This window comes from Nocardia sp. GCM10030253, from assembly GCF_042675075.1.
In the GTDB taxonomy this organism is placed as follows: domain Bacteria; phylum Actinomycetota; class Actinomycetes; order Mycobacteriales; family Mycobacteriaceae; genus Nocardia.
The window spans coordinates 219,344-231,809 of the sequence record NZ_JBHTDL010000014.1 but is presented as its reverse complement, the minus strand read 5'-3'; the positions used below and the strand labels follow the sequence as shown (position 1 = coordinate 231,809).

Here is a 12,466-nt window from a genome sequence, read left to right as displayed (position 1 = left end):
GTCGCCGACAGCCAAATGTCGGATTGCGACATTTTTCTCTTGACGACAAATGTCTGACAATGACAGGATGATCGCCATACTTCGAGTTACGAGGAGATCAAGGTGACCGAGACTGCGACAGCGGTAGACGTTCCAGAAAAGCAAGGCAGTTCGGCGCGCTGGTTGGCCCTGGCGGTGATCGCGTTGGCCCAGCTCATGGTGGTGCTGGATGCCACCATCGTGACCATCTCGCTGCCGTTCGCACAACGTGATCTCGATATCAGTGATGGCAACAGGCAATGGATGCTCACCGCTTACACGCTGATCTTCGGCGGGTTGCTGTTGCTCGGCGGACGGCTGGCCGATTACCTCGGCAGGCGCCGGATCTTCATCATCGGCCTCATCGGATTCGCGGCGGCCTCCGCGCTTGCCGGTCTCGCACAGAACGGCGCACAGCTGTTCGCCGGGCGTGCGCTGCAGGGCGCGTTCGCGGCTTTGCTTGCGCCCGCGGCACTTTCACTGCTGTCGGTGACCTTCACCGAGGCCAAGGAGCGCGCGACCGCGTTCGGCGTCTTCGCCGGAATCTCCGCGGGCGGCGCCGCGCTCGGCCTGATTGCCGGTGGCGCGCTCACCGAGTACGCCTCCTGGCGCTGGTGCCTGCTGGTGAACACCCCAATCGCGATCCTCGCCCTGCTCGGCGCACTGGCGTTTGTGGTGAAGGACATACCCGCTCCGCGCACCGGCGGCTACGACGTCCCCGGCGCGGTCACCGTGACGCTCGGTCTGATCGCCATCGTGTACGGCTTCAGCCGCGCCGCCGACGACGGCTGGCTGGCCGGCAGCACCGTCGGGCTGCTCGTCGCGGGTGTCGCCTTGCTGATCGCTTTCGTGGCGATCGAGCGTCGCTCGTCGAATCCGCTACTGCCGCTGCACATTCCGGGTGAGATCAACCGTGGTGGCGCATTCCTGGCCGCGCTGCTGATCCCGATCGCGATGTTCGCGATGTTCCTGTTCCTGAGCTACTACTTCCAGATCACGCTCGGCTACTCGTCGCTGAAGGCCGGCTTCGCGTTCCTGCCGTTCCCCGCGGGCATCGCGATCTCCGCCGGTGTCACCAGCGCGCTGCTGCCGAAGCTCGGTCCGCGTCCGCTGATGGTCGCGGGTGCCGCGCTCGGCGTCCTCGGTCTGCTGTTGCTTGCGCAGCTGAGCTACGGCGACAGCTACGCGGCGAGCGTGCTGCCCGCACAGGTGCTGATCGCGCTCGGCATGGGTCCGCTGTTCGTCGGCATGCAGACGGTCGCGCTGCATCAGGTCGAGGAAGAGGACTCGGGTGTGGCCAGTGCGCTGCTGAACGCGGCGCAGCAGGTCGGTGGCGCGGTCGGCACCGCCCTGCTGACCACCATCTCGGTGCAGACGGCCAAGTCGTTCGCGGAGAGCAATCCGACGCTCGACAACCTGGTCGCGCGTGCCTCGATCCACAGCTACGACGTGGCGTTCTATGTCGGCGCCGGCTTCTTCCTCGCCGCGATCCCGGTGATCGCGTTCATGATCAGGGACAAGCCGCAGAACCTGATCGAGGGCTCGGAGGACGGAGCTCGGGTTCACGTCGGGGTCTGAGACCTTCCTCTCACGGCCGTCTGAAGTCCGCGTACCGCATCCGCTCGGGATTGCGGTACGCGGACTCTTTCGGCTTGCCGCAGGCCACGTCATGGTGGCGGCCACTACCCCGCGCAGGTCGTCGGCTCGAGGGTGATCGGGACCACTCGCGACCTACTTGTCGGTAACTATTTCGGGCGTGCTCACTCGGGGGGCTGCCCGCGCGGTGAGATCATTGGCAGCAGTACGCTTGTCTTGTTTGCACCACACGTCTCGCGGACAACGCGGGGCATATACGTTGTCTGTTGGAACTGCTGGGGTCCGCTCACAAGCGTGTTCGCCTGGCCGTGCAATAAGGGCACCATCCTAGGAGGACACGAAGATCCATGTCCAAGATCAAGGTTGAAGGCACCGTCGTAGAACTCGACGGCGACGAGATGACTCGGATCATTTGGCAGTTCATCAAGGACAAGCTGATCCATCCGTATCTCGACGTGAACCTCGAGTACTACGACCTCGGCATCGAGTACCGGGACAAGACAGACGACCAGGTCACCATCGACGCCGCCAACGCCATCAAGAAGCACGGCGTCGGCGTGAAGTGCGCCACCATCACCCCGGATGAGGCGCGCGTCGAGGAGTTCGGCCTGAAGAAGATGTGGCGGTCGCCCAACGGCACGATCCGCAACATTCTCGGCGGCACCATCTTCCGCGCCCCGATCATTATTTCGAACGTCCCGCGTCTGGTGCCGGGCTGGACCAAGCCGATCATCATCGGCCGTCACGCCTTCGGTGACCAGTACCGCGCCACCGACTTCAAGGTGTTCCAGGGCGGCACTGTCACCCTCACCTTCACCCCGGACGACGGCAGTGAGCCGATCGTGCACGAGGTCGTGAAGATGCCCGAGGACGGCGGCGTCGTGATGGGCATGTACAACTTCAAGAAGTCCATCGAGGATTTCGCGCGCGCCTCGTTCAACTACGGACTCGCGCAGAACTACCCGGTGTACATGTCCACGAAGAACACCATCCTGAAGGCCTATGACGGCATGTTCAAGGACACCTTCCAGGAAGTCTTCGACGCCGAGTTCAAGACCCAGTTCGATGCCGCCGGCCTGACCTACGAGCACCGGCTGATCGACGACATGGTCGCCTCCTCCATGAAATGGGAGGGCGGCTACGTCTGGGCCTGCAAGAACTACGACGGCGATGTGCAGTCCGACACGGTCGCGCAGGGCTTCGGCTCGCTCGGTTTGATGACGTCGGTGCTGCTGACCCCGGACGGCCGCACCTGTGAGGCCGAGGCCGCACACGGCACGGTCACCCGGCACTACCGCCAGCACCAGCAGGGCAAGCCGACCTCGACCAACCCGATCGCGTCGATCTTCGCGTGGACCCGTGGTCTCGAGCACCGCGGCAAGCTGGACAACACCCCCGAGGTGATCGGCTTCTCGCAGACCCTCGAGGATGTCGTCATCAAGACCGTCGAAGGCGGCCAGATGACCAAGGACCTGGCCGCGCTCGTCGGCGGCGACCAGGGCTACCTCACCACCGAGGAATTCCTCGGTGCGCTCGACGCCAACCTGGCCCGCGCCCTGCGCTGACCGGACGGCACGAATCCCGGCGCTGGAACATTCCGGCGCCGGGCGCGAACACGCGGGCACCCGCACCTCCGCTAGCGACTGCTTGCAGTTCGCTCGCGATGGCCAGCCGATGGCGACTCCTTGCCAGTCGCTCGCAATGGCCAGTGGTACGGGTGCCCGAACTGTTTTCCTAGCTCTTGCTCGGGACGGCGACGCCGAGTATCCCGCTGACGGCGCGGGTGAAGCTGTCGGCGCCGTTACCCAGTTCCACCTGCTCGTCGAAGATTCGCTGCAAGGGGTCCAGCAGGTCGGTAGCGACGCCTTGATTGCGGCTGGCGGCGCGGATGTTGCGTAGACCGGCCTGGTTGGCCGCCAGATCGGAGAAGTTGACCTCGAATTGCCGCGAATCGATCTCCGCGGCCATGGTCGGCAGCACGTCGATGATCGAGCGCAACCACGGCATCAGGAACGACTCGGTGAACTCGCCCACGGGGAAGCTCTCGCTGTCCACCATCGCGACCGCCTGGAAGAAGCCACTGAACAGCCCGTACATCCCGGCCAGTACCGCCATATCGTGCAGCGCCGCGAGGCCCGCGTCCGAGCCCAGATATTTCGCGGTGCCGAGCTCCGCGATGGTCTCGCCGTGCTCGGCCTGTCCTTCGGGTGAGCCGCTGTACATGACCATGGTGTCCGGCGTGCCCAATGTCTGCGGAACACCGAGGATCCCGCCATCCAGATACTGCCCGTGGTGCTCGGCAATCCAGGCCGCCAGCTCGCGTGCTTCATCAGGGCGGCCGGTCGCGAGATTGACGACCGTACGCCCGCGCACCGCATCGGGAGCGGACGCCAGCACCGCCGCGCTTGTTGCGGTGTCGGCCGCCGCCACCACGATCAGCGCGCTGGCGGCCACGGCCTCGCCGACCGTTTCGACGCGTACGGCTCCCAACTCGTCCAGCTGAGCGGCTTTGCCCGATGACCGGTTCCACACGGTGGTGGGGTGGCCGTTGCGCAGAAAGATCTCCGCGATCGTCGCTCCGATGCGGCCGAGGCCCAACACGGTGACCGGTGTCCGATTGTCGTTCACGATTCCTCCGTCGATACCTGAGTGCGGTTGGTGGGCGCCCGCACTCAGTCTTCACGCTTCGACAGCAAAGCATCAGTGGCAGGACTGACGGCAAGCGAACGATTACTGCCATAGGATGTGGTCCATGAACGGTCGAGCTGTCGCGTTGGCTGTCGCCCCCGGCGCGCTACATCCCTGGGACCTCTACGAGTTGGGCGTGGTGGCCTCGATCTTCGGTACTCCGCAGCCGGATCTGTCCGACTCTTGGTACGAGCTGCGAGTCTGCGCGGTGACGCCGGAGCGGAACGTCCAGCCGATCGGCTTCGGCACGTACCTGCGCGCCGAACACGGTCTGGCCGACCTGCTGGCCGCCGACACCGTGATCGTGCCCTCGGTGGCCCATGACTTCGTCACCGCCGAACGCGAAGTACCGCCGGAGCTCGTCGACGCCCTCGCCGCCGCGCACCGCCGCGGTGCTCGGATGGTCGCGCTGTGTGACGGGATCTTCGCCCTTGCCGCCGCCGGCATCCTGGACGGGCGGCGAGCCACCGTGCATTGGGAGCACGCCGAGATCCTTTCCAGGCGCTATCCCGGCATCGAGGTCAACGAGTCGGTGCTCTACGTCGACGACGGCGACGTGCTCACCAGCGCAGGTATGGCGGCCGCCCTCGACCTGTGCCTGCATCTGGTCCGTCGCGACTTCGGCGCCGTGATTGCCAATCGGTTGGCACGGCGGATGGTGATCCCGCCGCACCGCTCGGGCGGGCAGGCGCAATTCGTCGACCTGTCCATTCCGCCGCGTGCGGAGGACGGCATCGGACCGGTGCTGCAGTGGGCCATCACGAATCTCGACCAACCGCTCACCGTGGACATCCTCGCGGCGAAGGCGAACACGAGTCCGCGCACCTTCTTCCGGCATGTGCAGCAGGCCACCGGTGTCACACCGATGCAGTGGTTGCTCGGCCAACGGCTTGCGCACGCCCAATCCCTCTTGGAATCGACTGATTTCGGCATCGATCGGATCAGCCGGATGTCCGGGCTCGGCAGTGCGGCCAACCTACGCCGCCATTTCGCGAGTGTCATCGGTGTGTCGCCTGCCGAGTACCGCCGCACCTTCGAACGCCGCGAGTCGCTGCGTTCCGGCTGAGCGCCAAGCTGTTTCGGTGCGGTGTCGGGATTGTCGCCGAACTGCGTACTCGAGTATTGACGCGCGCGGGCGCCGAGTTGCTCGGTGACTGCCCGAATTGAGTGTTTATGGGATGACCTGCACGATTTCTTTGTGCTGAGGTGGGCGAACTCACGTCTACCCGGGAAGCGAGACCGGCTGCCCGGCGGTTACATGAATACGTGACCAGTCCCGTAGCCACGCAGCCCACCGCACCTGTCGAGGCCGAGCGCACGGATTGGCATATCCCCGCGATGCTCGCGCTGGCGCTCGGCGGCTTCGGGATCGGGACGACCGAGTTCGTCACGATGGGTTTGCTGCCCGATATCGCCGGCGCCATGGGTGTGTCGGAGCCGACGGCCGGGCACGCGGTGTCGGCCTATGCGCTCGGCGTCGTCGTCGGTGCTCCGCTGATCGCCGCGCTGTGCGCACGGGTAGCGCGCAAACGCCTGCTCGTCGCGTTGATGGTGGCGTTCACCATCGGAAATGTGGCGACCGTCATCGCACCGACCTTCGCGACCCTCGTCATCGCGCGATTCCTCGCCGGTCTGCCGCACGGCGCCTATTTCGGCGTGGCCTCACTGGCCGCCGCGACCCTCGCTCCGGTAGGCCAACGCGCAAAGGCTGTTGCTGCGGTTATGCTGGGTTTGAGCGCCGCCAACGTTGTCGGCGTTCCCAGTGCCACCTGGCTCGGCCAGCATCTCGGCTGGCGGGACGCCTTCGTGGTGGTCGCGGTGATCGGGTCAGCGACAGTGGCCGCGCTCCTGCGCTACGTGCCCGAGCTCACCGGCTTCCGGACTACCAACCCGATGACCGAACTCGGCGCCCTGCGCCGCTCACAAGTGCTGCTGACCCTGCTGGTCGGCGCGGTCGGCTTCGGCGGCATGTTCGCCGTCTACACCTACATCACCACCACCCTCACCGACGTCTCGGGCATGCGAGCGGGCCTGGTCCCCGTGGTCCTCATGCTCTTCGGGCTCGGCATGGTGGCGGGCAATATCATCGGCGGCGTGCTCGCCGACCGCGGTGTCGACCTCGCGATCTTCGCCGCACTCGCCGCGATGGTCGTCATCCTCGCGGGATTCGTCGCCGCCGCGCACAATCCGTACACCGCCGCCCTCGGCGCGTTCCTCATCGGCGCGTCCGGCGCGGCACTCGCCCCGGGCCTTCAGACCCGCCTGATGGACGTCGCCGCCGACGCCCAGACCCTCGCCGCCGCCCTCAACCACGCCGCTCTCAACATCGCCAATGCCGCAGGCGCCTGGCTCGGCGGCCTGGTCATCGCCGCAGGCCTCGGCTACACCGCGCCCGCCACGGTCGGCGCCGGCCTCGCGGTACTCGGCGTCCTGCTGTTCACTTTCACCGTCTGGACTTCCCGCCGCACGTCCGAATAGTGACGGAAGAGTTGCTCGGCGTCGTAGGGTCGGCATAGCGATATCGAAGACCGAGCCCTTTCACACCGACGACTTTCTCCGGGGAGTAATCGTGGCCGATACCTTCCATCCGCTCGATCCGCTGTCGTCCGACGAGTTCGGCAAGGTTGTCGCCCTGCTGAGCCGCGCGCATGGTGTCGGCCCTGGCTGGCGGTATGCGTCGATCGAACTCGCCGAGCCGTCGAAGGCCGAGGTAGCCGCGTTCGACACCGACGCGACGGTGCCCGACCGCAACGCACATGTGGTGTGTTTCGAGCGGGCCGAGAACAAGACCTACAAGGCGCTCGTATCGCTGACCACCGACGCCGTGCTGTCCTGGACGTATATCCCCGGCGTGCAGGCGAACTTCACCCTCGACGAATGGGAGGAGGCCGACGAAGCGCTGCGCGGGCATCCCGAGGTGATCGCGGGCTTGGCCGCGCGGGGCATCACCGATATGAGCATGGTGTTCATGGACACCTGGACCTACGGTGACGCGGTGCTACCGGAGCGGTATCGGGGTCGCAGGCTCGGCTGGTCGGATACCTGGGTCAAGGCCGCCGACGGCGCGAATCCCTACGCCGGCCCGGTCAACGGATTCCACTGCGTCATCGACATGAACACCATGGAGCTGCTCGAGATCGAGGACACCTTCACGGTCGACAAGCCGGAGATCATGGGTGAGTACGTGCCCCGCCACATCCCTGACCGGATTCGCGCCGCGAGTACCCGGGAACCGTTGCGCCCGTTGGAGATAACCCAGTCGGACGGGCCATCGTTCACGGTGGCGGGTAACAAGGTCGAGTGGCAGAACTGGTCGTTGCGGGTGGGTTTCAATTATCGCGAGGGGATGACCCTGCACGCGGTGAAATACAACGACAACGGACGTGTCCGCTCGATCGCCAACCGGCTGTCCTTCGCCGAGATGATGGTTCCGTACCGTGATCACTGCACCGACCACTACCGCCGGACGGCCTTCGATATCGGTGAGTGGGGCATCGGCTTCATGACCACCTCGCTCGAGTTGGGCTGCGACTGCCTCGGCGAGATCCGCTACCTCGATGCGGTGCTGCACAACAGCAGTGGCGAACCCGTCACGATCAGGAATGCCATCTGCATTCACGAGGAGGACAACGCCGTCCTCTGGAAACACGTCGACCATCACGCGGGGGCCGAGGTGCGCCGCATGCGCAGGCTGACGGTCTCGTTCCACGTCACCGTCGCGAACTACGAGTATCTCGTCTACTGGCGCTTCTACCAGGACGGCAATATCGAGTGCGAGGTCCGTGCCTCCGGAGTCATGGTCGTCAGCCATTTCCCCGAAGGCGGCGCGCACCCGCACGGCACGTTGGTCGATCAACGCACCTACGCGCCGTTCCACCAGCATTTCCTGGTCGCCCGGATGGATCTCGACATCGACGGCACCGAGAACACCGTGTACCGCACCGAGACCGAGATCGTCCCGATGGGCCCGGATAACCCCTATGGACTTTCGTTGCGGCAGAACAACACTCCCTTGCGCACCGAGAACGAAGGCAAGCAGGACTTCGACTGGTCGACCCAACGCGCGTGGAAAGTGGTCAACGACAACACCACGAACGGACTCGGCACCGCACCGGCCTACAAGCTGGTGCCCGGCGCCGCGATTCCGGCGATGTTCGATCCGCGATCGCCGATCCTCGCGCGGTGCAAGGCAATCGAGCACACCCTGTGGGTCACCCCGAATTCCCCCGACGAGCGTTGGCCCGCAGGCGAATTCGTCACGCAGAGCAAACTCGATCATGGGCTGCCCGAGTGGACGGCGGGCAACCGTTCCATCGTGAACACCGACGTGGTGCTCTGGTATGTCTTCGGAGTCCACCACATCACCCGCCCAGAGGACTGGCCGATCATGCCGGTGGACATCGTGAACTTCTGGCTCAAACCCGTCGGCTTCTTCGACCGCAATCCGTCGATCGACGTCGCACCGACCCCGCCGAAAGCCTGCCACCCGGCCCCGTAGCCGATTCTCGCGCCGCATCATGAACATACAGATCTGCATGTAAGTGTAGAATCGCCGGAATGACCAGCCCCGTAGCGCCCAAACAGCAGCGCCGCACGCAGGAGCAGCGTAGCAGTGAGATGCGTACGCGCCTGCTCGATGCGACGATCGACTGCCTGGTCGAATACGGGTATGCGGGGACGACGACGCCGCGCGTCGCCGAGCGTGCGGGTGTCACCCGCGGGGCCCAGGTTCATCATTTCGGATCCAAGACCGACCTGGTGGTCGCGGCCATCAGTCATCTGGCGCAGCTGCGCGCGGAGACGGCGATGCGGGAGATGGCCAAAGTCGACAGCGGTGACGATCCGGTCGGGGTGGCGCTGGAGTTCCTGTGGGAGCTGCATCAGGGCCCGCTGTTCATCGCGACCGTCGAGCTGTGGGTGGCGGGCAGGACCGATCCGGTGCTCGCCTCGGCGATGGAGAAGGTCGAGCCGTTCGTCAACAACGCAGTGCTGATGGCGGTGGCCCGGTTCGTGCCGGATGAGATGCGGCGCAAGGAGACTCGCGACTTCATCTACACCGCGATGGATGCGTTGCGCGGCATTCTGGTATCCGACTTCATTGATCAGGACCGCGAGCGGGCGCACCGTCGCTGGCAGCGCGCCTCGGTTCACCTGCGGCAGATCGCCTCAGCGGCAGTGGCTGCGGCGCTCGCCGAGCGTCCGGCCGAATAGCCGCCGAAGCGGCCACTGGATAGGCGAAGAAACCCGGCACCGAATCCTGGTGGCGCGCCAGCGGGAAGCCGGACGGCGGCCGCTGCTGTCGGTCGGGTACTTGTCGCCGGCCGATGGCGCAATATCCGCGGCTGGCTGTATGTGCGCACCGACTGGCCTGAACCGGTGTTCTTCCGAGTTTTCGCGGCGTTCGGTCCGACGGTCTTGCGGCATTACATACAGCTCTGTATGTTTGTTTTTGACCGGTCCGAAGAGGATCGGGCGCCACTGGGCGGCAGGCAGCCCGCCGGGGCAGGCACTATGTGAGGAGTTCGATGGCGAACAAGGTCTACGTCGTCGGCGTCGGCATGACGAAGTTCGAGAAGCCGGGCCGTCGCAAGAACGAAGACGGCAGCGACTGGGACTACCCGGACATGGCGCGCGAGTCCGGTACCAAGGCGCTCGCCGACGCCGGAATCGACTACCGCGAGGTCGAGCAGGCCTACGTCGGCTATGTCTACGGCGAGTCCACCTCCGGGCAGCGCGCGGTCTACGAACTGGGCATGACCGGTATCCCGGTGGTCAATGTCAACAACAACTGTTCGACCGGCTCCACCGCGCTCTACCTTGCGGCGCAGTCGATTCGGGGCGGGTTGGCGGATTGCACGTTGGCACTCGGCTTTGAGAAGATGCAGCCCGGCTCGCTCGGCTCGACCTGGGACGACCGTGAACAGCCGATGGCCAAGCACGTCATGGCGCTCGCCGAGATCTCCGAGGTGCTTTTCCCGGTCGCGCCGTGGATGTTCGGCGCGGCGGGCCGCGAGCATATGAAGCAATACGGCACCACCGCAGAGCATTTCGCGAAGATCGGGTACAAGAACCACAAGCATTCGGTGAACAACCCGTATTCGCAGTTCCAGGACGAGTATTCGCTCGATGACATCCTCGGCTCGCGGATGATCTACGACCCGCTCACCAAGCTGCAGTGCTCGCCGACCTCCGATGGCTCCGGCGCGGTCGTCCTCGCCAGCGAGGCGTTCGTGGACAAGCACAATCTGGCGGTGCAGGCGGTGGAGATCGTCGGTCAGGCCATGACCACCGACTTCGCCTCGACCTTCGACGACACCGCCAAGAACCTCATCGGCTACGACATGAATGTCCAAGCCGCGCGGAAGGTTTACCAGCAGGCCGGCCTCGGCCCGGAGGACTTCCAGGTCATCGAGCTGCACGACTGCTTCTCCGCCAACGAGTTGCTGCTGTACGAAGCCCTGGGACTCTGCGGCGAGGGTGAGGCCGGGAAGCTCATCGACGACAACCAGACCACCTATGGCGGCAAGTGGGTCGTCAACCCCTCCGGCGGTCTGATCTCCAAGGGGCATCCCCTCGGTGCGACGGGTTTGGCGCAGTGCTCCGAACTCACCTGGCAGCTGCGCGGTACCGCGGACAAGCGCCAGGTCGGCGATGTCACCGCCGCCCTCCAGCACAACATCGGCCTCGGCGGCGCCGCCGTCGTCACCGCCTACCAGCGCGCCGACCGCTGACCTGTGCTGCGTCTCAGCTGGAAGCCGGGACTCAGCAACGACATTCATCACTCGACGAGGAGTAACCCATGGGACACATCGAAGCCACCAAGGACGTCAATGCCACCCCGGAGGCGCTGTGGGCGGTCGTTTCCGACCCGAACAGCTGGGACAAGTGGTTCACCATCCACGAGCGCTTCATGGAGGAGCCGCCCGCCATCCTGACCGAAGGGGCCAAGCTGGTCGCGAAGATCGTCATGCTCGGCATGGCGAACAAGCTCGAATGGACCGTCGTATCCGTGCGGCAGCCGAGCAAGCTCACCCTCGGCGGCACCGGAATGGCCGGTGTGAAAACCGAATTCACCTTCGACATCCGGCCCAAGGGCGAGGGCAGCACCATCCTGGTCTCCGGTGACTTCGAGGGCGCGCTGATCAAGGGCGCACTCGGCAAGGCAGTCGAGAAGGACGGTCTGAAGCAGCTGGACAAGTCCCTCGAGCAGCTCGACGCGCTGGCGTCGGCGTGATCCCGGATCGAGTCAACGCAAGCTGAGCGAAGGAGAGCGCGATGACAGCGGAGGCCGTCGGAGCCAGGCTGGTGGAGTTCGACGACAGCGGGCTCGAAACCTGGTGTGACGACGAACGATTCGAGGTAGACCAGCAGCGGATCGCGGAGTACGCGGCCGCAACCAACGATCCGATCGAGGCCCATCTGGCCGGGAAGGTGGCCTCGCCGATCTTCGGCATCGTCCCGGTCTTCGAGGCCATGATGATGCCGGTGATCGACGTGGCGCCGATGGACATATTCGGCCGAGTCGTGCACGGGGAACAGGATTTCCACTTCCATCGCGCGATCCTGCCCGGCGACAAACTGGTGTCGCGGGCCAAAGCGACCGGCTACACCAGCCGCTCGAACGGCACCGCCATCACCATCCTGATCGAATGTCGTACCGAGGAAGGTGAGTTGGTCAATGAGCAGTATCTGACTGCCTTCTTCCGCAATATCGACGCGGGCAAGACCATCGGTGCTGCCGCACCCGCGCACAAGTTCGACGAGAGCTTGCGCGGCCTGGATCCGGTCGTGGTGGTGTCGCAGCACGTCGACCTCGACCAGACCTACCGCTACGCACCGGCTTCCGGTGATCCGGTGCCGCTGCACCTGGATGAGCAGGTCGCCAAGGATGCGGGCCTGCCCGGCATCATCGCGCACGGCCTGTGCACCATGGCTTTCGCCTCGTGGGCCGTGCTCACCGAGGTCGCGGGCTCGGATGTGCACCGGCTGAAGCGATTTGCCGTGCGCTTCGCCAAGATGGTTTTCCCCGGAGACGATCTGGAGACCCGCATCTGGAAGGTGGGTTCGGCCGACGGCGTGACCACCTACGCCTTCGAAACCGTGCGTGGCGAGGACGTCGTGCTCAGCGACGGTCTGGCGGAAATCGAGGACTGACCGTTCAGGC

Annotated in this window: 10 protein-coding genes; 9 read left to right on the top strand and 1 reads right to left on the bottom strand. The window is 65.2% G+C overall.

Annotation, left to right across the window (positions count from 1 at the left end; translation table 11 throughout):
- Positions 1–102 precede the first annotated feature (102 nt).
- Positions 103–1,596 carry an MFS transporter gene (locus ACFQZZ_RS30615; RefSeq protein WP_378687621.1) on the top strand — a complete coding sequence of 498 codons (1,494 nt, stop codon included), beginning with the start codon at positions 103–105 and terminating at the stop codon, positions 1,594–1,596.
- A 365-nt stretch (positions 1,597–1,961) separates the two neighbouring features.
- Entirely contained in the window at positions 1,962–3,179 is a 1,218-nt protein-coding gene (locus ACFQZZ_RS30610; RefSeq protein ID WP_378687619.1) for an NADP-dependent isocitrate dehydrogenase, read from the top strand.
- Between the two features lie 169 nt (positions 3,180–3,348).
- Here the strand turns inward: ACFQZZ_RS30610 and ACFQZZ_RS30605 are convergent, their stop codons facing one another.
- Entirely contained in the window at positions 3,349–4,242 is an 894-nt protein-coding gene (locus tag ACFQZZ_RS30605) for an NAD(P)-dependent oxidoreductase (protein WP_378687617.1), read from the bottom strand.
- Between the two features lie 124 nt (positions 4,243–4,366).
- Here ACFQZZ_RS30605 and ACFQZZ_RS30600 point away from each other — a divergent pair, with 124 nt between their 5' ends.
- The 7 genes from ACFQZZ_RS30600 to ACFQZZ_RS30570 all read left to right on the top strand — a co-directional run bounded on the left by ACFQZZ_RS30600 (position 4,367) and on the right by ACFQZZ_RS30570 (position 12,456).
- A complete protein-coding gene (locus ACFQZZ_RS30600; RefSeq protein ID WP_378687616.1) occupies positions 4,367–5,368 on the top strand; it encodes a helix-turn-helix domain-containing protein in 1,002 nt (333 codons plus the stop codon).
- Between the two features lie 200 nt (positions 5,369–5,568).
- On the top strand, positions 5,569–6,780 hold the full coding sequence (locus tag ACFQZZ_RS30595; RefSeq protein ID WP_378687614.1) for an MFS transporter: 1,212 nt from the start codon (positions 5,569–5,571) through the stop codon (positions 6,778–6,780).
- Between the two features lie 88 nt (positions 6,781–6,868).
- Positions 6,869–8,800, top strand: a complete 1,932-nt coding sequence (locus tag ACFQZZ_RS30590) for a primary-amine oxidase (RefSeq protein ID WP_378688037.1) — start codon at positions 6,869–6,871, stop codon at positions 8,798–8,800.
- A gap of 59 nt (positions 8,801–8,859) precedes the next feature.
- A complete protein-coding gene (locus tag ACFQZZ_RS30585; RefSeq protein WP_378687612.1) occupies positions 8,860–9,513 on the top strand; it encodes a TetR/AcrR family transcriptional regulator in 654 nt (217 codons plus the stop codon).
- 314 nt (positions 9,514–9,827) lie between these two features.
- Positions 9,828–11,033 (top strand): lipid-transfer protein, encoded by a 1,206-nt coding sequence (locus tag ACFQZZ_RS30580; RefSeq protein WP_378687610.1) that lies wholly within the window; start codon positions 9,828–9,830, stop codon positions 11,031–11,033.
- Positions 11,034–11,101: 68 nt separating this feature from the next.
- Positions 11,102–11,536, top strand: a complete 435-nt coding sequence (locus ACFQZZ_RS30575) for an SRPBCC family protein (RefSeq protein WP_378687608.1) — start codon at positions 11,102–11,104, stop codon at positions 11,534–11,536.
- A 41-nt stretch (positions 11,537–11,577) separates the two neighbouring features.
- Positions 11,578–12,456, top strand: coding sequence for a MaoC/PaaZ C-terminal domain-containing protein (locus ACFQZZ_RS30570; protein WP_378687607.1), 879 nt, complete (start codon positions 11,578–11,580; stop codon positions 12,454–12,456).
- Positions 12,457–12,466 lie beyond the last annotated feature (10 nt).